This window comes from Nodularia harveyana UHCC-0300, assembly GCF_034931085.1.
Lineage (GTDB): Bacteria > Cyanobacteriota > Cyanobacteriia > Cyanobacteriales > Nostocaceae > Nodularia > Nodularia harveyana.
Genome location: NZ_JAYGHG010000006.1, coordinates 15335 through 39769, shown reverse-complemented (window position 1 = coordinate 39769; position 24435 = coordinate 15335). Strand labels below are relative to the sequence as shown.

At 40.1% G+C, this 24435-nt stretch carries 18 protein-coding genes; 11 read left to right on the top strand and 7 right to left on the bottom strand.

Features of this window, described 5'->3' with window-relative positions:
- The first annotated feature begins 109 nt into the window (after nucleotides 1–109).
- A complete protein-coding gene (nadA, locus tag VB620_RS05900) occupies nucleotides 110–1084 on the top strand; it encodes a quinolinate synthase NadA (RefSeq protein WP_323195214.1) in 975 nt (324 codons plus the stop codon).
- Between the two features lie 282 nt (nucleotides 1085–1366).
- Here nadA and VB620_RS05895 read toward each other — a convergent pair whose 3' ends face one another.
- Nucleotides 1367–2632, bottom strand: a complete 1266-nt coding sequence (locus VB620_RS05895) for an FAD-dependent hydroxylase (RefSeq protein WP_323195213.1) — start codon at nucleotides 2630–2632, stop codon at nucleotides 1367–1369.
- 256 nt (nucleotides 2633–2888) lie between these two features.
- On the opposite strand from VB620_RS05895, the gene VB620_RS05890 reads away from it, so the two are divergent.
- Together VB620_RS05890 and VB620_RS05885 are read left to right on the top strand one after the other, a co-directional pair.
- Complete coding sequence (locus tag VB620_RS05890) at nucleotides 2889–4460, top strand: metallophosphoesterase family protein (protein ID WP_323195212.1); 1572 nt, start codon at nucleotides 2889–2891, stop codon at nucleotides 4458–4460.
- Entirely contained in the window at nucleotides 4424–5194 is a 771-nt protein-coding gene (locus VB620_RS05885; RefSeq protein ID WP_323195211.1) for a class I SAM-dependent methyltransferase, read from the top strand. Before VB620_RS05890 ends, VB620_RS05885 begins: the two co-directional genes overlap by 37 nt.
- Nucleotides 5195–5229: 35 nt before the next feature.
- Here VB620_RS05885 and VB620_RS05880 read toward each other — a convergent pair whose 3' ends face one another.
- The 4 genes from VB620_RS05880 to gloB form a co-directional block, all read right to left on the bottom strand.
- Complete coding sequence (locus VB620_RS05880) at nucleotides 5230–5505, bottom strand: hypothetical protein (RefSeq protein WP_323195210.1); 276 nt, start codon at nucleotides 5503–5505, stop codon at nucleotides 5230–5232.
- A gap of 58 nt (nucleotides 5506–5563) precedes the next feature.
- Nucleotides 5564–8707 (bottom strand): efflux RND transporter permease subunit, encoded by a 3144-nt coding sequence (locus VB620_RS05875; protein WP_323195209.1) that lies wholly within the window; start codon nucleotides 8705–8707, stop codon nucleotides 5564–5566.
- 185 nt (nucleotides 8708–8892) lie between these two features.
- Nucleotides 8893–10458 carry an efflux RND transporter periplasmic adaptor subunit gene (locus VB620_RS05870; protein WP_323195208.1) on the bottom strand — a complete coding sequence of 522 codons (1566 nt, stop codon included), beginning with the start codon at nucleotides 10456–10458 and terminating at the stop codon, nucleotides 8893–8895.
- 368 nt (nucleotides 10459–10826) lie between these two features.
- Nucleotides 10827–11600, bottom strand: a complete 774-nt coding sequence (gene gloB / locus VB620_RS05865) for a hydroxyacylglutathione hydrolase (protein WP_323195207.1) — start codon at nucleotides 11598–11600, stop codon at nucleotides 10827–10829.
- A 336-nt stretch (nucleotides 11601–11936) separates the two neighbouring features.
- Here gloB and VB620_RS05860 point away from each other — a divergent pair, with 336 nt between their 5' ends.
- The 7 genes from VB620_RS05860 to VB620_RS05830 all read left to right on the top strand — a co-directional run bounded on the left by VB620_RS05860 (nucleotide 11937) and on the right by VB620_RS05830 (nucleotide 21016).
- Nucleotides 11937–12971 (top strand): glycosyltransferase family 2 protein, encoded by a 1035-nt coding sequence (locus VB620_RS05860; protein ID WP_323195206.1) that lies wholly within the window; start codon nucleotides 11937–11939, stop codon nucleotides 12969–12971.
- 57 nt (nucleotides 12972–13028) lie between these two features.
- Nucleotides 13029–14087, top strand: coding sequence for a glycosyltransferase (locus tag VB620_RS05855; protein WP_323195205.1), 1059 nt, complete (start codon nucleotides 13029–13031; stop codon nucleotides 14085–14087).
- A 289-nt stretch (nucleotides 14088–14376) separates the two neighbouring features.
- Nucleotides 14377–15528, top strand: a complete 1152-nt coding sequence (locus VB620_RS05850) for a glycosyltransferase family 4 protein (protein ID WP_323195204.1) — start codon at nucleotides 14377–14379, stop codon at nucleotides 15526–15528.
- A 206-nt stretch (nucleotides 15529–15734) separates the two neighbouring features.
- A complete protein-coding gene (locus tag VB620_RS05845; protein WP_323195203.1) occupies nucleotides 15735–17999 on the top strand; it encodes an ABC transporter ATP-binding protein in 2265 nt (754 codons plus the stop codon).
- 100 nt (nucleotides 18000–18099) lie between these two features.
- A complete protein-coding gene (locus tag VB620_RS05840; RefSeq protein WP_323195202.1) occupies nucleotides 18100–19062 on the top strand; it encodes a glycosyltransferase family 10 domain-containing protein in 963 nt (320 codons plus the stop codon).
- Nucleotides 19063–19077: 15 nt separating this feature from the next.
- A complete protein-coding gene (locus VB620_RS05835) occupies nucleotides 19078–20082 on the top strand; it encodes an Npun_R2821/Npun_R2822 family protein (RefSeq protein ID WP_323195201.1) in 1005 nt (334 codons plus the stop codon).
- A 1-nt stretch (nucleotide 20083) separates the two neighbouring features.
- Nucleotides 20084–21016, top strand: coding sequence for an Npun_R2821/Npun_R2822 family protein (locus tag VB620_RS05830; RefSeq protein WP_323195200.1), 933 nt, complete (start codon nucleotides 20084–20086; stop codon nucleotides 21014–21016).
- A gap of 405 nt (nucleotides 21017–21421) precedes the next feature.
- On the opposite strand, the gene VB620_RS05825 is transcribed toward VB620_RS05830, so the two are convergent.
- Nucleotides 21422–22720 (bottom strand): ankyrin repeat domain-containing protein, encoded by a 1299-nt coding sequence (locus VB620_RS05825; RefSeq protein ID WP_323195199.1) that lies wholly within the window; start codon nucleotides 22718–22720, stop codon nucleotides 21422–21424.
- A 213-nt stretch (nucleotides 22721–22933) separates the two neighbouring features.
- Here VB620_RS05825 and VB620_RS05820 point away from each other — a divergent pair, with 213 nt between their 5' ends.
- The gene (locus tag VB620_RS05820) at nucleotides 22934–23404 is read left to right on the top strand and encodes a DUF4079 domain-containing protein (protein ID WP_323195198.1); all 471 of its coding nucleotides are present in this window, start codon (nucleotides 22934–22936) and stop codon (nucleotides 23402–23404) included.
- A 195-nt stretch (nucleotides 23405–23599) separates the two neighbouring features.
- On the opposite strand, the gene VB620_RS05815 is transcribed toward VB620_RS05820, so the two are convergent.
- Complete coding sequence (locus VB620_RS05815) at nucleotides 23600–24283, bottom strand: DUF1997 domain-containing protein (RefSeq protein ID WP_323195197.1); 684 nt, start codon at nucleotides 24281–24283, stop codon at nucleotides 23600–23602.
- Between the last annotated feature and the right edge of the window lie 152 nt (nucleotides 24284–24435).

Here is a 24435-nt window from a genome sequence, read left to right as displayed (position 1 = left end):
TTTGGACATAGCTAAGGCGACATCCACATCCACCTACTCCTATTTTTGGTAAAAACTACTATAATTGAATCCACAGAAAAAAACTTGCAACTTAAAGCAACCCCTAACTGTGTTTACCACTGCACTACCTCGAACAGGCACAACCCCACCGGGTGAACTACCGCTAGATTTATTTGCTGCCATTGAGACTCTTAAACAAGAACTGAATGCAGTTATCTTGGCGCATTACTATCAAGAACCAGATATTCAAGATATTGCTGACTTTATTGGCGATTCATTACAATTAGCTAAAGCCGCAGCCCAGACCAATGCAGATGTAATTGTCTTTGCTGGTGTCCACTTCATGGCAGAAACAGCCAAGATCCTCAATCCTGATAAATTGGTGCTTTTACCAGATTTAGATGCCGGTTGTTCTTTAGCAGACAGTTGTCCGCCAGAAGCCTTTGCTGCATTTAAAGCAGCTCATCCAGATCATTTGGTCATTTCATACATCAACTGCTCTGCTGACATTAAAGCCATCAGCGATATTATCTGCACCAGTTCTAACGCTGTCAAGATTGTGCAGCAGATACCCCAGTCACAGCCGATTATTTTTGCTCCAGACCGGAATTTGGGAAGGTATGTGATGGAACAAACTGGACGAGACTTGCTGCTGTGGGAAGGTAGTTGTATTGTCCATGAAACCTTTTCCGAGAAGAAAATTGTCCAGTTAAAAATTAGCCACCCGGAAGCAGAGGCGATCGCTCACCCGGAATGCGAAAGTAGTGTATTACGTCATGCTAGTTTTATCGGCTCAACAGCCGCTTTACTGAAATATTGTCAAAATAGCCCTACACAAGAATTTATCGTAGCTACAGAGCCAGGTATCATTCACCAAATGCAAAAACTGGCTCCCGATAAGCACTTTATTCCTGCCCCACCATTAAATAACTGTGCCTGTAACGAATGTCCATTTATGCGATTAAATACGCTGGAAAAATTATATTTAGCAATGAAAAATCGTACTCCTGAAATCACTATGTCAGAGGATATCCGCTTGGCGGCGCTGCGACCAATGCAAAGGATGTTAGAAATGAGCAGTTAATCTGTATATTTCCATCTATGGGGATATCGGATGCTATCCCGGTCAGATGATATTCAACTTTTTCAGGCTTCTCACTATTAAGTACGAATTTTCCCTTTCTGATCGCGTCTGTGGCCAGGTGATAATAATATCCATTAAAACGCCGCGAAATGAGAGAGTGGGGAGGTTTCCCCATCCTCTGATAATCATCATCGTTTCCCTGGCCTTGCTGAATCAAAGTTTGAAAAGCCAAAAATACCTTTCCTTTGCGCATCTGCGTTTTAGCGAAGCGGGGCGTATCAATCAGCAACGCCGTTTTGCTAATTCTGGGGTACGTCCTTTCAAACCAATCATTAACTTGAGTGCAAACACTTTTAAAACAGGTATACGTCGCATCATCCCCAAACCCAAGCGACGAATTAGCACCAGTGGTAAAAAGTTGTTAGAGAACATCCGGTCTAACAAATCAGTAAAACCTAAAATTGTCAGGTTTTCGAGTTTGCGCCAGCGTTCATAGCGTTTGAGGATTTTGACATTGCCAATATCTTGTCCCGCCTCATGTGCTGTTTGTAACACTTGAGCTAAAGCAGCAGCATCTCGAATCCCCAAATTTAAACCTTGTCCGCCCACCGGATGACAATTATGAGCCGCATCACCGATTAAAGCTAATCTAGGGAGAACATAGCGATCGCTTTGCATGAGTTGGACGGGAAAAATAAAGCGATCGCCCAGCAACTCTAACTTACCCATTTGATCACCATAGCGGCGGCTGAGTTCTGCCAAAAATTGCTGATCATCTAAAGCACACAAAGCCTGGGCTTCTGCATGGGGCGCTGTCCAGACAATCCGGCAACGATTCCCCGGCAGAGGTAAAATTGCAAAAGGACCGCTAGTCCAAAACCGTTCATAAGCCGTCTCATTGTGGTCTTTTTCCGGTCTTACAAATGCCACAATACAAGATTGCCAATACTTCCAGCCAGAAGTTTTAATTCCCGCAGCTTCCCTGATGCGCGATCGGGAACCATCAGCAGCCACAACTAACTTACTGCGAACCGTTTGAATTGTCTCAGCAATTTTGATATCTATACACACAATATCCTGCTGATATTCCGTCTTTAGCACCTCAGCCGGACACAAATAAGTCACATTCGGACAACTCTGCACAAACTCCTGCAAAGGCTGTAACAGCGCTTGATGTTCCGCCACATAACCCAACTCTGGCGTACCTATATCATCAGTAGCAAATTCTACTACATCAGGATAATCGGCATCAGAAAGACGAACTTGGCAATATTTAGCGATGTGAGGCGATATTTCCTCCCAAACGCCAATTCCCTGATAAATCAAAGCCGAAAGCATATGAACTGCATAAGCTTGTCCCTTAGCAACTGAGGCTGATGTTACTCTCGCCTCAATCAGCAGAACACTTAAACCAGAACCCTTCAAAGCCGAGGCTAAAGTCAATCCAGTAATACCACCGCCGACAATTACCAAATCATAATCATATCCCCGATGATCTGGCGGTGTTTCTTGAGGGGAAAAATTTTGATGTAGCTGTGTGAGCGCCATTGTTAAGATAAATTAAGGCATCCTAACTTCTATTTTTACGCAAACTAACAAATCCGTGCAAGGAATGGGCAAAGCCATTTAGACCTAGTTAAATGAATAAATCCATGATTGTGCGATTTTAATAACCAGGACTTACGCAAAAACTCTCCCAAATCCTGATTCCTCTGTGTCCTCTGCGTCTCTGTGGTTAGTTATTCCCTAATTTATGCGTAAGTCCTAATAACCTCAAAAAACTTAAAACTCAGGAAAATTACTGATGAATTTAATTTTTGAACCATCGATTTCCGAAAAAATTCACAAAATGAAACACAGAGTACAGTGGCTTCATCCCCAGATAGTCGCCCAGGGAATCGATCAAACCAGCATAGTCATTGATGATGGTCAAGAAGACAATCCAGAGTTTTCCTTCATGGTAATTGGTGACACAGGTACAACATCACTATACGGATACCATCCCCAGCGTAAAGTTGCAGAATTAATGCTCGCCCATAAACAAGACAGTCGTTTTATCTTACATACTGGCGATGTCATTTATGCCGTAGGTTCCCATGAATTTTATGACAAAAACTTTATTCAACCCTATCGGGAATTTCTCGTAGGTGGAGACGAACCAGAAAAAATTGCTTATGACCGCATGGTATTCAATCTACCCTTTTTACCAGTACCCGGCAATCACGATTACTATGACGTACCATTCATGTATAGATTATTTGCAGGTAGCACTAGGCCATTACGTCGTTTTCTACGGTACAAAGATATCGAAATTGGGTGGCATGGTTCAAATCAAGGAGATGCTTATGCTAGAGCATTTCTTGATTACATAGCAGGGAAATCTAACCCCAGAGAATTACAACATCACTTAGATCAACATTACACTGCTATGACTGACCGGGGGCGGTGTTTGCGTTATCAACCCGGAAAATTTACCCGCTTACCCAACCGCTATTACACCTTTCGTTACGGCGGTATCGACTTTTTCGCCCTAGATTCCAACACCTTTAATGCACCATCCCCTTTACCAGAAACACCAGAAGGGGAAAACAACCGCCGGGAATTACAGCAACGTCGCCAGAAAATAGACCAAGAAGAAGAGCAAATTTTAGTAACTTGCGACCAACTCAACCCCGAAAAACTCGTCGAAGCCGAACAACTAGATTATCTCAAAGCCAAACTAGAGCAAATCAACGAAGTCAAAATTGATATTGAAAAACAACTAACATCCAACGCCACAGATATTATTGATTTTGAACAACTGATCTGGTTAAAAAACCGACTCATAGAATCTTGGAACAACTCAGAAATCAGGGGCAGAATTATCTTCTTTCACCATCCCCCCTACGTCACAGAAGCCACAAAATGGAATCAAGCCCAAACCTTAGCAGTGCGTCATCGCCTACGCTGGGTATTTGAACAGGTAGCAGAAACCCTTGGTTCTCAAATCAAACACCGTCCCATAGTCGATTTAATTCTCAACGGACACGCCCACTGCTTAGAACATATTCGCACAGTTGACACAGGATATGCAGACTCTCATATTAACTGTATTATCTCCGGTGGTAGTGGTCATTATCCCCGCCGTCAACGTCCAGAAGGTAACGAATTAAGAGAAATCTTTACAGATATTCCTGGTCATCCCCAGCGCCAAGTCGCCGAGTCTCTGCTGTTTGTCGGTCGCAACGGACAAAAACCCCACAAACATCTACCTTACTCCTGTGTCAGAATTGACGTTAAACTCGGCACACCACCCAAATTCATTGTCACACCCTTAGTAGCAGACCGCATCGGCGAACAATGGCACACACCTCAATTCCAACCCTTCGTAATTTAAAACCTCAGCGCACCTTTGCGTTAACCTCAGCGTACCTTTGCGTTTTCATCCTCCTACTCACCCTCCTATTTACACCCACAGTTCTGGCTAATAATGTATATGAACAGAAAGCGTATCCCAGTGCAGATGGGATTGGAAAATATTACATGGGGCGAGAAATCGCCAAAGTAATGGGACACACAGGCGCAGGTTGGTTAGAAAGACCCAGGCGCGAGGTAGAAGAACAACCCAGTAAAATAGTCAGTGCGTTGAACTTAAAACCCGATGATGTGGTAGCAGATATTGGCGCGGGTACTGGATATCTCAGCTTTCGCATTGCACCATTATTAACAGATGGAAAGGTTCTCGCCGTAGATATTCAACCAGAAATGCTAGAGATTGTGGAATTTTTCCAACAGGAGAAAAATATTCCCAATGTTGAGCCATTATTAGCAACTCTCACCAACCCCAACCTGTCACCTGCAAGTATTGATTTAGCCCTAATGGTCGATGCTTACCATGAGTTGGAATATCCCCAAGAAGTGATGACAGAAATTGTTAAAGCGTTGAAACCAGGAGGAAAAGTAGTGCTGGTGGAGTATCGGGGCGAAAATCCTTTCATTATGATTAAACGGTTGCACAAAATGACTCAGAAGCAAGTCCGTAAGGAAATGGAAGCTGTGGGTTTAGTTTGGCGAGAAACAAAAAACCTATTACCTCAGCAACACTTGATGATATTTGAAAAGCAAGTTTAGTGGATGGAGAGGACTAAAGTCCTCACTACAAACCTTTAAGTTAGTGGAATCAGGCTTACGGTTTTAGTTGTACTATCCCAAACTATCCAGTTAGAAGAATTGTCTACGTCTTCGGCATTATTAGTAACTTTAAAATAGACCTTTTCTTGTCCCTTGGGTTCAATGGCAAAGTCGGCATTTTGGGCATAAATGACTTTAAATCCTTTATCCCGTAAGCAGTACATCGCCCAAGCTTTTAGTGATTGCTTGTGTGGTTCGTGGGGAATTGGTGGTTGGGTGATGGTTTCTTTGATAACGTGAAATATTTCCATGAGTTTTTTGGTTTGGGTGTATCACGCAGAGGCGCAGAGACGCAGAGGGGGAGAGGTATTATTCCTCATCTAGTTGCATTTGATGACGATTGGGTTTGAACAGGCTTTCTGTTGTGCTTTTAATCACGATATATAGAATTGGCACGACAAATAAACTTAGGAAGGTAGCGATTAACATCCCACCAAATACAGTTGTTCCCAAGGATTGGCGACTTCCCGCACCTGCACCGGTGGCAATTGTTAGGGGGAAAATACCGAGAAGTGTGGAAAATGCTGTCATTAAAATCGGGCGTAAACGCCCTTGTGCAGCTTCAACGGCGGCTTTAGTAATGGAAAGTCCTTGCTCTCGTAGTTGGTTGGCAAATTCTACGATTAAAATCGCGTTTTTACTGGCTAAACCAATCAACATGACTAGACCGATTTGACAGTAAACATCGTTAGCAAAACCCCGCATTGATTGGGCTATTAGTGCGCCAAAAATTGCTAAAGGTACTGATAAGAGGATAATCAGGGGGTCGATGTAGTTTTCATACTGAGCGGCTAGGACTAAAAAGACGAAGACAATTCCTAAACCAAAGATAATGGGTGCTAAACCGCCAGAATCTATTTCTTCTAATGCAGTTCCTGACCACTCATAACCAAAACCAGGGGGTAAAATTTCTTGAGCTATTTGTTCCATCGCCTGAAGAGCGTTTCCAGAACTAGAGCCGGGAGCCGGAGAACCGTTGATGGCAATGGAGCGAAATAGATTATAGTGATTAACGGTTTGCGCTCCTACAACAGAAGTGGTTGTGATTAAGTTTCTCAAAGGAATCATTTGATTGTTTTGAGAACGCACAGATAGTTGACCAATATCTTTGGGGTTGGAGCGAAACTGTTGGTCTGCTTGGATATAAACTCGATAATTACGCTGCTGGAGGTTGAAGTCATTGACGTATTGAGAACCTAAAGCGGTTTGCAGAGTCCGGAAGATATCATCTATGGAAACTTGCAGTGCTTTGGCTCGATTGCGGTCTACTTCTACTAGCAATTGTGGTGTTTCGGCGGCAAAAGTGCTAAATACAGCTTGTAATTCTGGATTTTGATTGGCGCGTCCTAGTAATTGACCCATTGACTGCACTAAACTGTTTAAACCACTAGTACCTCTACGGTCTTGGAGTTGAAACTCGAAGCCGCCAAAGTTACCTAGTCCCTGAATGGGGGGTGGATTGACAGGGAAGACTCTGGCTTCTGTAATGGCGAATAATTTTCCGCGTAATTTACCGAGAATCCCCTGTACTGTTTGGTCTGGTCTGGTACGTTCTGACCAAGGTTTTAAGGTGGTAAATATAATCCCGTTATTGGCAGTATTACCACTGAAACTAAAGCCACCGATGGCGAAGGTTCCTACTACTTCGGGAATTGTCAAGATTTCTTTTTCTACCTGGGCGATGACATCACTGGTATATTGCAGGGAAACTCCTTGTGGTCCTTGGAGCAGGGTGATAAAGTAGCCTTCGTCTTCTTCTGGGAGAAAGGCTGTAGGTACGGTGATATATAGCCAAGCGGTCATTCCCAATGAGACGATGAATAGTCCAATAATTATATTTTTAAAGCGGACTAAAAAGTTGAGCGATCGCTGATAGCTGCTTTGTAGGGAGTCGAGCCAGTGATTCACTCGATCAAAAACCCGCCCCAGCCAACCGGAAGCTTTTTGTCCTGGACGTAAAAGCAAAGCACACAAAGAAGGTGTCAATGTCAACGCCAAAAAGGTGGAAACCACAATGGAAAAGGCAATGGTTAAGGCAAATTGTCGGTACAGTGCGCCAGTTGTTCCCGGAAAAAATGCCACGGGAATAAATACCGCCATTAGCACCAAGGAAGTAGCAATGACTGCACCAAATAGTTCCGCCATAGACTCACTAGCAGCCCGGCGGGGACTCATACCTTTATCTTGAATAAAACGGCTAATCTGCTCAACGACAACAATGGCATCATCTACCACCATCCCCGATGCTAAAGTCAAACCAAATAAAGTCAAACTATTAATGGAAAAGTCAAAAATTTTGGCAAAAATAAATGTCCCAATCAGAGACAAAGGAACAGTCAGGGCGGGAATTAAAGTAGTGCGCCAGTCCTGCAAGAAGACAAAAATTACAATTACAACTAGGATGATGGCTGTAATTAGAGTCTTGACCACTTCTGACATGGACTCTTCGACAAATAGGGTGGTGTCAAAGGCTACCTCATATTGCAATCCCGGCGGAAAATTAGGAGCCAGTCGCGCCATTTCTTCCCTAACTCCTCGCGCTACATCTAAGGCGTTACTCCCCGGAAGCTGATAAATACCTAAACCTACGGCATCTTTAGCACGATATCGCAAAAATGAATTGTAATTTTCCGCGCCTAGTTCGACTCTACCGACATCTTTTAACTTAATTAAAGTGCCATCATCGTTAGTTCTCAGAATGATTTCGGCAAATTCCGATGGTTCTTTGAGTCTACTGACAGCGCGAACATCGATTTGATATCTTTGCCCTTCTGGAGCCGGTTCTTGACCAATAGTTCCAGCACCAACCTGCAAGTTTTGTTCGGATAAAGCATTGGCTACATCTTCAGTTGTTAGACCCCGACTAGCGAGACGATTGGGATCTAACCAGATACGCATGGCGTAACGACGTTCACCAAAGATTCTGACATTTCCGACACCGTTGACTCTTTTTAAAGCATCTGATAAGTAAAGGTCGGCATAGTTACTTAAAAATACATTGTCATACTCTTCATTCTCAGCAAATAAACCAACCGCTAAGAGTATATTGTTAGATTGCTTGGAAACTCTTACACCTGTGCGCTGTACTACTTCTGGCAGTTGCGCCTGGGCAAAAGAAACCCGGTTCTGCACATCTACAGCCGCAATATCGGCATTGCGGGATGAATCGAAGGTAGCTGTAATATTCGTAGAACCATCATTACTACTACTAGAAGTAATGTAACGAATACCTTCAATACCGTTGATTTGCCTTTCTAAAATGTTGGTGACACCACTTTCTACATCCTCTGCACTGGCTCCGCTAAAGTTGGCAGTAACGTTGATTTGAGTGGGAGCAATATCTGGAAACCGAGCAATGGGGAGTGTGGGAATACAAATCAATCCCAACAACAATATAATCAATGCACAAACCGTCGCAAAAACCGGTTTTTTGATAAAGAAATCAATAAACATAAGTAAATTCGGGATTGGGGACTGGGGTTTGGGAATTAGAGATTAGGGATTAGGGACTGGGACAAAATTTCCCCTGCTGCATCTCTGCTTTTTCCCCTGCTCCCCTTTTTTTCTGGGGTTTGGGGACTAGAAAGATGATTCCTACCTTTCCACTACTCGATTTGCCCACTCGTAACTAGGTAATTTTATTGACCTGGTTCTTCCGGCATAGGCATGATGGGCGCACCGTTGGTCAGATTGAGAATGCCAGAAACAACTATTTTATCCCCCGGTTCTAGTCCTGAAATCACTTGATAATTATTACCTTCAATGGGTCCCAATTTTACGGGTTGTTGTTGGGCTATGAGGTCTGGCATTCCTGGTTTCGACTCTGACGGTGCTTGAGCTAGAAAGACAAAAGTCTGTCCACCCATGCGAGATATTGCTGCGGTGGGAATTAAGATTCCTGGTCGTTCGTCCCAAATGACTCTGGCTTGGACGTTTAGGCGGTTGAGTATTCGGCTGGTTGTATTGGGAAAGACGGCTTTGGCTAAAATATTCTGGGTATTTACTGTGATGTTGGGTGATATAAAGCTTACTTTACCTGTAGCTGCGGGTTTGCCTTCGGCATCTAGTACTTGTACTGGTAATCCTACACGCAACCTTTCGGCTTCATAGAAAGGGACGGCTAAATTCAATTCCAATTTATTATTTTGATTCAGTGTGGTCAAATCGTCTCCTTTACTCACAAAATCCCCTACCTTGACGGGGATATCACCGAGGATACCAGTGAGAGGGGCGACAACGTTTGTGTATTGTTGTTGGACTTCTGCCAACTGGACTTGGGCAGCGGCTTCGGAGACTTGAGAACGGGCTTGGGCTATTTCTTCGGCACGGGGGCCGTTTTCTAGTTGTCTGAGGGTTTGTCTTTCTAGTTCTACAGCCGCAGCTAGTTCATCAATATCTGAACTTCGGCTTTTGCGGAGTTGGTCGAGCCTTCTTTGGGCTTCTTCCAGCCTAGCTGCGGCACTTCTTTGTTCTCGGAGAAATCCTTCTAGTTCGTCTTGGGAAACTGCTCCTTCTGTTCTTAATTGTTGGTATCGCTGACCTCTTGACTGTGCCAATTCCAAGTCAGATTGGGCTACTTCTATTTGGGCTTTGGCCTGAGCAATTTCTTCTGGACGCGCTCCAGCTTGGGCATTTTGCAGGCGGGTTTCGGCCTGAGTTAGTCTGGCTTTGCCTTGGGCGATTTCTTCGGGGCGTGTACCTGCTTTGAGTTCTGCTAGTCGGGCTTGGCTTCGTTCTAATGTTGCTTTTGCTTGTCTTAACTGGGCTTGGGTATCGCCACTTTGCAGGCGAATGATTACCTCGCCTTTCTGGACGCGATCGCCTTCTTTATATATAATTTCACTGATACGAGCGTCAATTTCTGGTTTAATGGCTACGGAACCAGGAGCTTCTAAAAAACCACTAATTACTGAACTGTCTTCTATGGTTCCAGTTTCTACAGTGGCTAACTTTACCGGAATTCCCATTGGTTGACCAGCTGCTGGATTACCCGGAGGTGGATCACCCGCAAAGCTATTTTGCCACCAGTACCAACCAAAGCCACCGCCGAAAATTAACAGCATGATGCCGACAATTAAACGCCAATTTCGCTTTTCACCCGGTTTAAATGCTGGCTCTTGCTCTTTAATATTTCCAGTATCAGTTACGCCAGATTGTTCTGTTTCCGCAGAAACTTGAGACTCAGGAAATTCTGAACTTTGCATCTTTATTTTCTTGTTTTATATACAGATTAGAAATTCGGTAATCCTTGGTTGCTAAATCATTACTTTGTAGGCATATCTAAAACTTTTGACACTCCCCGACGTGAACGCACGAGGATTATTGGATCTAAGACATAACTTGCTCATGCAGGTTTTCACCGACAAAAACTGAGTGTAAGTGCTTGCTTGCATTATATACGCAGACTGAAAAAAATAGGGATCAATTATGAGGATTTGATAGCGATCGCCAAAAAATGTGCAACTAGATGAAAAAAAGGTCTTTCCTTTGAGTCTATAGTGGTGAAACTGGATGATGATCAATTCCAACTAGAGTTATTGGAGATTAAACCATTGGAAAACCAGCAAATTAACTAAAATCTATCTTTCATTCCTCGTAAACGAGCAAAAGTTTGGACTGAATCACTACTTTTGGTCACTAATTGTAATGATGTTTGTTCCCAACGCAAGAAGGGATTTGTCAACTTTTCTACCCCTAATAATGATGGAATAGTAGCTTGTTGGCGACTACGGTCGTTTTTTACTTCTTCATAGCGCCTTTGTAATTCCGTATTTTCACTATCTACAGTAAGCGCAAATTGTAGATTATTTAAAGTGTATTCATGGGCGCACCAAACACGGGTATGATCTGGGAGAGCGCGGAGTTTACCCAAAGATGACACCATTTGAGTGGGTGTACCTTCAAATAAGCGACCACAACCACCAGCAAACAGAGTATCACCACAGAATAACTCTCCTGCTTCACCAGATGTTATTGGCGGGAAATAGTAAGCTATATGAGCGCGGGTATGTCCAGGAATAAAGAAAACTGTAGCATTGCGATCGCCAAACTGCACGCGATCGCCTTCATGCAAAAATACCTGTTGTCCTGGAATTCTTCCCTTATCCTCAGCCCCACCATACACCGTTACTTCGGGAAATACTTTCATCAACTCTGTATTACCACCCACATGATCACCATGATGATGGGTATTAAAAATAGCTACTAACTCAGCTTTCAGTTTTCTAAGTTCCTCTAAAACCGGTTGCGCTTCGGCTGGATCGATTACAGCAGCGATATTCTGTTGGCGATCGTGCAGTAAGAATATATAGTTATCGGAAAGCACCGGTAGACGGATTACTTGCATTAGCTTTTCTTAACCCACAAATAAAGATATGATTAGTATTTATCAATTATCCTATCTCATATATTCCTTAATTCAGCAACACCAATATTAGTTGTATTTTGTTGATGTTATCTGTAAGTTTTTATAAATTATGGTAGTATAATGCCGTACCCGTGGTCAGAAAATACAAAAACAACCAGCCATTAATATACACGAAGTATTAGTGATTTTCTTTATCTTTGTTCTGTGCTTTGGTATTTTGAAAATAACCACTCAGAAATCCCCCAGCTTCTACCCGTGGGAAGTTGTCAATGGTAATCAATAAAATTTTTACTTACTAGAAGGAATTATTGAAAGATGACTCCACTTGTGTCAATTATTATAAATTGCTTTAATCAAGGTCACTACCTAGAACGTTCAGTCAAAAGTGTATTGTCACAAACCTTTACTGATTTGGAATGCCTAATTGTAGATGATGGTTCTACCGATAATACTCGTCAGATAGCTAAAAATTTGATCACTATAGATAAGCGAGTTAAATACTTCTTTAAAGAAAATAGCGGACTACCATCATCTCGAAATTTTGGTGTTCAACAGGCTCAAGGAGAATGGATTCAATGTCTAGATTCTGATGATTGGATTCATGAAGACAAAATTAAATTTCAGTTAAGCCATTTAGAGCAAATTCAAAATAGCGAAAATATAGTTTTTTACTCAAATTATGAACGAGTATTTATAGATGCTCAAGAAAATATTGTTAACACTCAGGAAAATATTATCGGTTTACTGAATAAAGATCAACTAATTCAACGTTTACTCATACCTGACTTCCTCACTGATTCACCTCATCCTTGCCTTCAGCAAGCTATGCTTATGAACAGAAACATCTTAAGTAAAACAAAGTTTCCTGAACATCTCAAAGCATTAGGTGATAGATATTTTGCAGTAGATATTCTAAAATTGGGTGCAAATTTCATTTATACTCCTATGGTTGGTGCTTACTATACCAAGCACAAATCAAACAGAACTAATAATTGGAATTATATGAAAAACTACTATACAGTTTTTTATGAAAATATAACTCAAACATATCCAGAACTAAATCAAAATTGTCAAATTGGTATTGAATACTTACTCGAAGAAGCTATCAGAGAAAAAGATCAAGATTTATTTAATAGATTAATTAAAATAGTACCTACACCAGTTTATTTATTCGACAAAAAAATCAAAACAACTAACACAGCTTCCATAAAAATATTGAATACCTTAAGATCAATTACACCAAATTTTTTACTCTATGAAAAATATCGAGGTCCACGCTCAAAAAAACTGATATCTTTTGTATCAAGAAAAATAAAATCTGTCAAAAATATACTTAGTTTACCTCAATGAATAATTCTGGCATTAAATATAGTTAAATAACTTGTAAAATAGCCCTAACAAAATTACATGATTCCTATTATTATTAAAAATAAACTCAAAAAAATTAAGTATCATATAGAAAAAACATTTTCTAGCCCTGCCCATATCATCCCTTATGGAATTTCTTACTTAAAATTTTTGATAGGGGTGAAATGGAAGCTTCAGTCGCACCCAGAAAAGATAGTAGAAGAGTATGACTTAGTATTTGTCGTCTTAGATTTGGCAAAGGGTTGGATACTTGAAGCTATATGTAGAGAAATCGCAACTTACTTTCCTGGTAAGTATTGCTTCCATTATTCAGAATCTTCTTTACCACCTTCTAAAGCCTACTTTTTCGCACATTACTCTTTTTTACCAATTTGCTTAAAACAGAATCCTCATATTTGGGGAAGCAAAATACTTGTTTTTCATACACATCCCCGTGCAGACCTGGGAATCAGCAACGAAGAACTCATTTATGTAATGAATAGAGCGAGTAAGGTAATATGTATGTGTTCGCAATTTGCTAGGCTTCTTGTTTCACAGGGATTGAACTCAGAGAAAGTAACCTACATTTTAGGAGCGGCTGATCCACAAATGTTTCTACCCCATGAACGCTTAAATGGTGCGGTAGGTTTCTGTACAGCCTTTTATTATCGAAAAGAACCTGAAAGAATTTTTAATATTATTCAAATGATGCCCTCAAGAAATTTTATTTTGCTGGGAAAAGGATGGGAAAAATACGAAAAATTTGCAGAAATGAAAGCTTTACCTAATTTTTCTTATATTGAAGCTCCCTACTCTGATTACCCTAAATATTATGCCCAAATGGACATTTTTGTTTCCACTGCCAAACTAGAAGGAGGACCAATTCCATTAGTAGAAACGATGATGTGTAATGTAGTTCCTGTAGCCAGCAAAACTGGATTTGCTCCTGATTTGATTATTCACGGTGAAAATGGATTTATGTTTGATATCAACAGTTCTGTTCAGACAATATGTGAACTAATTGAACAAGCATACAGAGTTAAAACAGATATCAGGAAGACTGTTGAAAATTTGAGTTGGGAAAATTTTTCTATCGAAATTCAAAAACTTTTAAACTAAATTTATAGAATAGATAATGAGGAGAATTTATGAAAGCCGTAGTTACATTATGTATTGGCAATACCGCAGATAGTCTGGGTGAAGTAACTCATTCATTGGTGCATCACAAAGAAAAAGAGCCTATTTAAAACTGTCTTCAAAGCTATATTATCTATTATACGCGAAAGGTTCATAGAAAACAAGGCACTAAAATAGAGCAAATTCAAAAAGACTTATCAATTATCAATAATAAAGTTATCGCTGATATTATTTCCATGCTGCCATTTCTCGAAAATTGTTTTTAAGAACTATGAAAATCTCAATAGTTGTTAGTGATTTATCTGGTGGTGGAAGCGTTAGAGCATTTCTATTAGCCCAAACACTTCAAAAAATATCTTATGAAGTAGAGGTAATAGGATTTTTATTTGGACAAGAACTATATGCTAAACCGCCACTAGGAATACCAGTTGTTTCAATTCCAGGTAAAAACTATCCTGAGTTTTTCGGATCTGCCAAACAGCTTTTGGATAAGTTGGATGGTGATATTATTTATGCAGTTAAACCTAAACCTACAAGTTTTGGAATATCTTTAATTAAAAAAATCACTAGTAGTCGTCCCTTAATTTTAGATATGGATGACTGGGAACTAAGTTGGTATGGTGGTGATGAATGGAAGTATCATCCAAGTCTGAAACAATTATATAGAGATATCTTTAAAAAGAATGGTGCATTGAAATTTCCCGACCATCCCCTTTACGTGAAGTGGATAGAAAAGTTAGTATCTCGTGCAAATGCAATCACAATAGATACTCAGTTTCTCCAACAACGGTTTGGCGGTGTTTATGTACCCAACGGTAAAGATACGGCGATGTTTGACCCTAATAAATATGATGCGGAAGTTAGCAGAGAATATTATGGTCTCTCTCAGTGGAGGATTTTAATGTTTCCCGGCGCACCCAGACCTCATAAAGGGGTTGAAGATATATTAATAGCTCTGGAGCAGTTAAATCAAGCAGATTTAAGATTAGTAATTGTCGGTGGTAGCCCTTATGACAATTATGATCAGCAGCTGATGGAGAAATGGGGACGTTGGATAATTAAATTACCAAAGTGTCCTATAGAAATGATGCCTCATGTATTAGCTGCTGCTCATATTATAGTGGTTCCTCAACGAGATACTCTAACTGCTCGCGCTCAGTTTCCTCTAAAGCTGTCTGATGGAATGGCAATGGCTAAACCTATATTATCTACTATGGTGGGAGATATTCCTGAAATTTTGGGAGAGACTGGTTATTTAGTTCAACCTAGTTGTCCTGAAGAAATTGCTCAAAAAATTCAATTGATATTTGAGAATATAGAATTAGCAAATGAGCGGGGTAAAAGAGCGAGGGAAAGATGTATAGAAAAATATAGTTTAGAGACTATGGCTTCTACCCTCAATTCTCTAATTTCCCAGTTATAAATATTTGGTTGTGAAATTTTAAAGCTGTTGTAAAGTTGAGGTGTAAGTATGTGAATTTTTACAATCCTGCTAGCTATATTTAGGGGATAAGTTGATTTCTCAAGTAGAGAGAAGATGTGCTTGATATTAATATATTTGTGGTTGCTAAATATACCATAAGTTGATAAATTATATTAATAATTACTAAATTGTGATATAAATAACCAATGTCTACTAGTAAATTACTACTCAGGTTTGCCAAACCCTATCCAGGTTGGATAATTCTAACCATATTGTTAGGATTTTCTGGGGCTTTATTTAATGGGGTTAGTACAGCGCTGATCGTACCAGTAATTTTAAAAATGGTCGGACAAGAGGTAGATTTTACTAATGCTCCCCCTATTCTCAAAATTATTATAAATCCATTTGATAACGTCCCAGAAAATTACCGTGTAGGGGTAATGGCTGGGGCAATTTTGTTGATAATTATTTTAAAAAATATCGCTACTTATGCCAGTATATTGTCATCGAGTTCTTTCACGCGAATGCTGACATCAGATATACGCGAATCTGGGCTGAAATTATTAATGGAGGTGGATATAGATTATTATGCGAAGATGAAAGTTGGCGATTTAATCAATAGCCTTGGTGGAGAAATTAGTCGGACTGCCAGTGCTATGTCTAATATAATAAAATTAGTTATTTTAGTAATTACTATTTCAGTTTTTGTGATCATATTGCTGTCAATTTCTTGGCAATTGACAGTTGCTTCGGCTTTTTTACTATCTTTTGTGACCCTAATAAATCAGTATGCTATTTACCGTTCTAAAAACTTTGGTAAGCAACTGAGTGAAATGTCTAAAGCCTATTCAATTGCTGTGCTAGAAACACTGAATGGCATAAGATTAGTGAAAGCGACGGGAAATGAAGTAAAAGAATATTTACGAATTAAGAAACTCATACGAGATCGAGAAGCAGCCGATTTTCAATCTCAAGTTAATTCGCAAGCGATCGCACCAGTCAGTGAGGTAATGGGAATTGCATCCTTACTGGTGATTATATTTTTGAGCCGAACTTTCTTTTCAGACCAAATTTCTACTCTTTCCGCCGTACTATTAACATATTTATTAGTGCTGCTGCGATTATTGCCATTAATTTCTCAGTTAAATAGTCTGCGTAGTAGCTTTGCCAATAGTTCTACAAGTGTAGCCATCATCACTGATTTTTTAAATCGAAATAATAAGCCTTTTATGAATCAGGGAAATATTCCCTACACAACATTACAGGAGGGTATACATTTTCAATCTCTTTCATTTGCCTACCCTGGTTATGAAAAGTTAGTCATTCAAGATATTAATTTATTTTTACCCCGTGGTGCTACGTTGGCTTTAGTCGGTGGTTCTGGTGCTGGTAAATCGACATTAGCAGACCTTTTACCGAGATTTTATGACCCCGTATCTGGACGTATTACCATCGATGATAGGGATATACGCGACTTTGATCTCGTATCTCTGCGAAAGAAAATGGGTATTGTCAGTCAAGATACCTTTTTATTTAATGACACAGTACAGAATAACATCGCTTATGGGCAACCGAAAGCAACACTGGATGAAATTATCACGGCTGCAAAACAGGCTAATGCTTACGAGTTTATTAGTAAATTACCCCAGGAATTTAACACTCTAATTGGCGATCGCGGTGTCATGTTATCTGGTGGTCAAAGACAAAGATTAGCGATCGCCCGCGCCCTACTGCAAAATCCCGAAATTCTGATTTTAGATGAAGCCACCAGCGCCTTAGACACAGTTTCCGAACGCTTGGTACAATCTGCACTTGATGATCTCAGTCGTAGTCGCACCACCTTAGTAATTGCTCACCGCCTTTCCACAGTCCAGAAAGCTGATCAAATTGCTGTTTTAGAACAAGGGCGTGTAGTAGAGGTAGGAACTCATCAACAACTTTTACGCAAGGGTGGTTACTATTCACATCTGTACTCCATGCAATTTAGCGATCGCCCCCAAACATCCACCCAAAGCAGCCAGAACTTCACACGGATTTCTGAGGAATTACGGATACGAGTTAACTCCATGATTGGGGTTTTAAACTTATTAATTGACGGTATGGTAGCCAACTATGAAGAACAGCAGGATTTACTAAATAAATCCTATAAATTCACCTCTAAAACCATGACAAGTATCGATGTTTTAGAAGATATTATTCAAGGGCAAATACAAGAGCAAGCAATATCATCTCCTGTTAGAAATAAAAATACCATGTATTCCGATTCTCAGTTTGCAGAGATTGCCGCAGAAGCTCGCCAACATCTCAACACAATACTCAGTGTAATTTCCCAATTAGATGATAGTTTAAAACCCATCAATCCCCAACAAAGTAAATTAATTACCGAATCTTATCAATCTGCTAGATATTTAATTGAAGCTTTAGTTAACTTTGATAAACCGATAAAATATTTAGCTCCTCAACAATGCTAAATTCCTGAAATAACTACGTAGCAGTTGCATATTTCAAAAAACTGCAATTATTAATTACAATAACCCTTGAAAAAAGTAATTACTGGACTTATAAATTTATATGAACACAAAAACCATTGGCATGATTAGCAGTTATCGTAATCTCAGTAACAGAGCAGATTGGCTCTGGCAACAAACCCCTAATATATCGGGAATTTGGGGAAACATCCAAATGCAGTCCTTGGCTCCAAAACCCGATTTTATACTCATGTATCAGTTTGATTTTCCTAAACCCCCCCAACCAAAATCTTGGTTAAAGCGTTTTCGTCACAGACAACCTAGAACTGAAGTCAATATTGATTCTTTACTCAGAGGAGTCTGCAAAGAACAGATAATTTATTTATTGCGGGAACCACCACTAGATGAAGTTATCCAAAATCATCAAAGATCATACCAGGAAGCTCAGAAATATTGCGGCTATATTTCCGGGCCTGATGATTTTGCGCCCACTCCTGACTATATGCCTGCAATTTGGTATCTTGGTAACTCGTTTCGGGAATTAAATGAAATGCCACCACCTGAAAAAAGTTATCCTTGTAGTTGGATTACCTCTGGGATTGATCGCACAGCTAACCATCGTCAAAGATTACAATTTTTAGAATCTTTGCAAACAAGCGGGATTAAATTTGATTTGTATGGGCGGAATTTACCAACATGGGCAGAAAAATCAGGAGAATTGGCGAATAAATGGCATGGCATGGCTCCTTATTACTATAACCTTGCCATTGAAAATTATGCCGAAAATGATTGGTATGTAAGTGAAAAATTATGGGATTCTTTATTGGCTTGGTGTCTACCAATTTATTATGGTGGTTCTGCTGCTGATAAATTATTACCACCGGGGAGTTTTTTGCGTTTACCAAGTTTGGATGAAAAAGGTATCGCCTACATTCAGGAAGTGACGGCTACTCCTGATGCCTGGTATGCTGCTAAAGATGCGATCGCAGAAGCTAGACAAATTATTTTACATAAATTAAATCTAATGAACTGGTTATCAGAATTTGTTGCTAAAGTTTCTGGCTAAATTAGGAATTTTTATATGGATGGTATTTGTACCCTGGCTAACGACCGAGTTTATGACCAACTTATTGCTCTACTGAATAGTATAGAGGTAATTTATGGCCAAGATATGCCCGTTTGTATCTATCCTTATGATGACAATACAACACAAATTACTGCGGAAATTGCTCATCGCCCCCATGTGCAGATTTACGATAATCAAGAGTCAATTCAGCAATGGGATGAGTTTGTTTGCCAGATTTGGGATGCTCATCCCAGCGCCCAAGCACATTGGTTGAAATTAGGTAATGACAAATATTATCGCGTTGGTACTCATAGACGTTATGGTGCATTTGATGGACCTTTTGACCGCTTTGTCTATATGGATGCCGACACTTTATTAATGAGTCCATTAGCAGAAGTTTTTAACCAGTTAAATCACAATGATTGGGTAGTATATGATTTTCAGTACACAGATTCATCTCATGTTTATCATCAATCTTCGGCAAAATTAACCGAAATATTTTCACCAAAACGACTGCAAACTGAAATATTTTGTTCGGGATTTTATGCTTCTAAAAAAGGGGTATTTGATGCCCAAATGCGAGAATCATTACTAGAAAAACTCCGCGCAGGAGAAGCCGAAATTCTCTATGATATGGCTCCTGACCAAACTATTCTCAATTATATGGTAATGCGTTCGGGAATCTCTAGCTGTAACTTGGCTCTGGAACTTCCTAAAGATCAGAAAACAGGCTGTTGTGTAAGTTCTGATCATTTTAAAGCTGAAGATAATATTTTATATGATCACGGTAAACGATTAACTTATCTTCACTATATTGGCTTAAAATCGAAATTATTTAATAGAGTTTGTGAGGGAGAAAACATTGATTTTCCCTATCGGGATATTTTCCTACATTATCGCTATTTACATGAACCAGAACAGCGACCAAAATTCACAACTAAAGCCAAAGCATATAATGCTCCTCCGAGTTTAGGTAAGCGAATTTTCCGCAAATTAGGACTAACAGCTAGAGGTAAATAACATGAGTCGGGGAATTTATATTATTGCGAATGATAAGGTGATGGATCAGTCTATTGCCTTACTCAATAGTATTAGATTATATGATACAGATAGCCCTATTGTGATGATTCCTTATGATGAAAATTATCACAATATCGCCAATACACTCAATAAATATTATGGAGTCACAGTTTACGAAGACTTAGATTTTATTGAGCGACTTTCCCAAAATCTGCATGAAACCTTTGGGGGCAAATTTTTCGCTCGTCCCAATCAATTCCGCAAGCAGGCTTGTTGGTTTGGCCCATTTGATGAATTTCTGTATATTGACACAGATATAGTTGTGTTTGAAAAGATAATTGATAATCTCAACTATCTAGCAACATCAGATTTTATTTGTTGTGACTATCAACATTTGGGGGGAATTAAAAATGTATTTAGTCCCCACGTATTAGAAGAGAAAGTATTTACTGAGTCAGAAGTTAAAGATATTTTCAATGGTGGTTTCTGGGGGTCTAAGAAAAATTTAGTCTCCGAGAATGATTTGTATGAAATTTTTACCGAGTGTGCAGAACATCCAGAATACTTTGACTTTTCTGAAAAGACTTCCGACCAACCTATTATTAACTATATGTTACTGAAGCGGATTTCCCGTCGCTTTAATATAGTGAAAAGAGAGGGTAAAGCACCAGGAAATTGGGCGGGAAGTTCCCATTTTCAGCCCGAAGCTAATATTCTCGTTGACCCGAAAGTTAATCAGCCTCTACAATATCTGCACTGGGCGGGGATTCGGATTCAACCCGGTTGTCCCTACTGGAAAACTTGGGAATATTATCGTCATTTAAATCCGGCGTTACCTGCGGCTAATATACCAGCACCCATAGAAAAAAGTAAGTTGGAATCAGCCATAGGTCAAGTCAAGAATCAAATTCGTCAACTTAAAAAGGTATTTTAACTTAATTTTTAGCCAAGTGGGGGATAGAAGGGAGCCATCGCTTTTTGTCTCTCACTAATTGGGTAGGAAGCTAATTTTTTTGCCGGATTTGGGAAATATAGTAAAGGAAATTACATAAAAAAACTATCTCTTAGTGTAGCGATCGCACTAAACCTGATTTCTAAGTTTCCCAGCAATTAATCATTTTTGATTACTGTTTAATAATGATACAAGAAAATAGCTCTTTATAATACTGTTATCTATAATTAAACCTTATATATTTATCTTATCTAGCACAGTAGGAAGCACCAAGGTAAAAACATTTTGCCTGTAATACCTTAGTGGTTCTATTTTTCCAACTCCGACGCGGCCAGTTTAAAAAGGTTGCGGCGGAGTTTTATTTTCTTAATTATTTATACAGAAAAACTATTCCTGTGCGCCAGCTTTTTGTAGACTCTGCAATATATTCTGATAACCATTAAATTCTGCAATCATTAAAGCAGTATAACCCCCCCGATTTTTTAGATTGACATCTGCTCCAGCTTGAAGAAGTATTTGTACAGCGCCACTATAGCCCCCAGACACTGCCCACATCAATGCTGTTGCTCCTGCTAAGTCCTGAAAGTTGACATTTGCACCCTTGGCTAGTAACAACCGGATAATTCCTGTGTAGTTACCTTCTGCGGCTTTAATTAAAGCTGTTTTGCTATCATTACCTAAACTATTGGCATCAGCACCGTAGTCTAGTAATAGTTTTACTATGTCTGTATGTCCCTGAGATATGGCGAGCATCAAGGGTATACCCAGAGTTGTTGCACTCATTTGGCTAGCGGAATGCAGTAATAACTCCAGGATTTGCCTATGTCCCTGCAATGCGGCGACAAGTAGAGGTGTATCACCCAGGTTGTTTGTAATTTGGGAATCTGCACCTCGGTTAAGTAATAGTTCTACTAGGTCTATATAGCCTTCAACAACCGCTAGATGTAGCGCTGTTTCACCATCTTGGTCTTGAAGATTAATTTCCGCACCTTGATCTAGTAAAGCAGATGCGATAGCTACGCTCACCGAAGGTATCGCATTGTGTCCGGCGGCGACTGCTGCTGATAGCGCCGTACTACCATATTCATTTCTTTGATTGACATTAGCCCCGGCTGCTAGTAATGCTTGTACTATATCCAAATTTCCCCAGTCCGCAGCCATCATTAAAACTGTTTCACCTTCTGCATCTGGGTGATTGATATCCGCGCCATGTTGTAACAAGAGTGACAAAACTGCTACGTTACCGGATTTAACAGCCAATTTCCAGGCGTTATCATCATCTTTGTCTGTGATATCTACTTGAGCGCCAGCTGCTAGTAAGGCTTGTACTATATCAAGATAACCTTTAAGCGCCGCAGCCATTAAAGCTGTGCTGCCATCTTCATTAATCGCATTAACATCAGCACCTCTAGATAATAAAAGCTGCACAATGTCTAGTTGATTATTACTAGCCGCTAACATTAAAGCTGTTAAACCGTAACGTTTTCTGTGTAAGTTGATGTTTGCTCCAGCATCTAATAGCGATCGCACAATTTCGGTGTAACCTAAATTAGCCGCCAACATTAAAGCTGTAGTCCCGTGGCGATCGCTAACGTCAACCTCAGCACCAGCATCTAACAGCATACACACGCCCTTAATATCGCCACTCTTAGCAGACTTGAGCAGCAAGATATCTTGATTTTCCATGATGAATATTCCCGACAACAGCAGGTTTTGTGAGTCTAGTCCCCAAAATTAGTCTGAAATTCTTTCACCACTTTGGCAAGAGGTGTAAATTAATTCGTAATTAACCTCTGCATTTCCTTCAATTCTTCACAAGTTTCAATTTTGGCAACTTTAAGCACAGAAATTAGAGTTATGCTAATTTTTATGAAGATTTAAGAATTGGGCGAGAACACTATGAACTTGGAACTGTCATCTGAAGTTAAATATTGGTTAAACTTTTTTCACCCAGTCACCATGTGGGGACTATTAGCACTCTCGCTTTATGCTGCCTATCTGGGATTACAAGTACAGCGCACCAGAGGCGCTCAAGGTGATCAAAAGAAAGAACTGATAAAAGGTAAATACAACGTTAAGCACTACCAAGTGGGTTCTATACTCTTAGGCTTAATGGTAGCAGGTGCGATTGGTGGTATGGCTGTTACTTACATCAATAACGGTAAGTTATTTGTGGGGCCGCATTTACTGGCAGGACTGGGAATGACAGGTCTAATTGCATTTTCGGCTGCTTTATCTCCTTTTATGCAAAAAGGAGCAAATTGGGCGCGGATGACTCATATTGCTCTGAATTTTGGGCTTTTAGGATTATTTACTTGGCAAGCCATTACTGGGGTGCAAATTGTCCAAAAAATTCTCACTAATGCTTAGTTATTAGTTAGGAGTAAGGGGTGCAGGGGGGAAGAGGCAGGGGAGCAGGGTGCAGGCTTGCCCTGAGCGCAGTCGAAGGGGAGCAGGGGGGAAGATTATAATTTCCTACTGACAAATGACAAATGACCAATGACTAATGACTAATGACAAATGACCTCAAATCCCTTGCTCCCTTTCCTTTTCTTAAACTTTATTTCAGCGTTTTTTCTGGGAATTGCGAGGAAGGGGGATTCCCAGAGATTGATGAAAGTCTTCCTGGACTTTGCGGGTTAAGCGGCGGGATATTTGACGGACGATTTGATTGAGTAGGCGATCGCCTGTAGATTTAACTAAAGACTGGGGTAATCGTTGAATAAATTTGGGAAAGTGAATATCAACTACCAAATCCAATTCCCATTCAATGCGTGTAATCTCATTTAAACCGCCAGGAGCGTTGTTAACGGTAGTTTCTACTAACTGTAGCGATGCTTGATAGTCCACATCATAGCCTGGTGGATGGTAGTCTGGCACTGGGATTGTGCGAATCCGGTAGATTCCTGCGTCTGGAGGTAAAAGTTCTAAACCAATTTTTGGTTCTACGTCATAACCAAAAGACCCAAAGCGACCAACAATCAAAGCATAACCATTTTCGCCCAGGGGTTGTACCTTCATCGGTTCAGCGCAACGGGAAAACCAAGAGGTGTGTGTATCAAGATACTCAGCAACAGTCTCTGCTGGACTATACATTTCCATCGAGTCATTATAATGACCGGAAAACTTGGTAGGTGAGCCAACAGTTGCTTCTGTATCTGTGTTTTCAGATTCCGTTAAACTTGACGCTACAGGCAAAACTGTTTCTTTTATATCCCAAGATTGATATTCGCCGTTTGTTGAAAGCATCAATGTATTCCCCTATAAATTGGCGTTTGTCTATAAACTAAGAGTTCCCAAGTTTTTAGTATCTTCTAGCAATACAGTCTAATTTTTTTTGCTCCCTCAATAATCTGTTATAAACTTGAGCAAATCACTAGAGTTAAAGAACTCAATCATCA

Bases quoted from the DNA above. Each gene is read 5' to 3' on its own strand.
- VB620_RS05895 (WP_323195213.1), bottom strand. From the start codon at position 2,632: ATGGCGCTCACACAGCTACATCAAAATTTTTCCCCTCAAGAAACACCG.
- VB620_RS05890 (WP_323195212.1), top strand. From the start codon at position 2,889: ATGAATTTAATTTTTGAACCATCGATTTCCGAAAAAATTCACAAAATG.
- VB620_RS05885 (WP_323195211.1), top strand. From the start codon at position 4,424: ATGGCACACACCTCAATTCCAACCCTTCGTAATTTAAAACCTCAGCGC.
- VB620_RS05880 (WP_323195210.1), bottom strand. From the start codon at position 5,505: ATGGAAATATTTCACGTTATCAAAGAAACCATCACCCAACCACCAATT.
- VB620_RS05875 (WP_323195209.1), bottom strand. From the start codon at position 8,707: ATGTTTATTGATTTCTTTATCAAAAAACCGGTTTTTGCGACGGTTTGT.
- VB620_RS05870 (WP_323195208.1), bottom strand. From the start codon at position 10,458: ATGCAAAGTTCAGAATTTCCTGAGTCTCAAGTTTCTGCGGAAACAGAA.
- gloB (WP_323195207.1), bottom strand. From the start codon at position 11,600: ATGCAAGTAATCCGTCTACCGGTGCTTTCCGATAACTATATATTCTTA.
- VB620_RS05860 (WP_323195206.1), top strand. From the start codon at position 11,937: ATGACTCCACTTGTGTCAATTATTATAAATTGCTTTAATCAAGGTCAC.
- VB620_RS05855 (WP_323195205.1), top strand. From the start codon at position 13,029: ATGATTCCTATTATTATTAAAAATAAACTCAAAAAAATTAAGTATCAT.
- VB620_RS05850 (WP_323195204.1), top strand. From the start codon at position 14,377: ATGAAAATCTCAATAGTTGTTAGTGATTTATCTGGTGGTGGAAGCGTT.
- VB620_RS05845 (WP_323195203.1), top strand. From the start codon at position 15,735: ATGTCTACTAGTAAATTACTACTCAGGTTTGCCAAACCCTATCCAGGT.
- VB620_RS05840 (WP_323195202.1), top strand. From the start codon at position 18,100: ATGAACACAAAAACCATTGGCATGATTAGCAGTTATCGTAATCTCAGT.
- VB620_RS05835 (WP_323195201.1), top strand. From the start codon at position 19,078: ATGGATGGTATTTGTACCCTGGCTAACGACCGAGTTTATGACCAACTT.
- VB620_RS05830 (WP_323195200.1), top strand. From the start codon at position 20,084: ATGAGTCGGGGAATTTATATTATTGCGAATGATAAGGTGATGGATCAG.
- VB620_RS05825 (WP_323195199.1), bottom strand. From the start codon at position 22,720: ATGGAAAATCAAGATATCTTGCTGCTCAAGTCTGCTAAGAGTGGCGAT.
- VB620_RS05820 (WP_323195198.1), top strand. From the start codon at position 22,934: ATGAACTTGGAACTGTCATCTGAAGTTAAATATTGGTTAAACTTTTTT.
- VB620_RS05815 (WP_323195197.1), bottom strand. From the start codon at position 24,283: ATGCTTTCAACAAACGGCGAATATCAATCTTGGGATATAAAAGAAACA.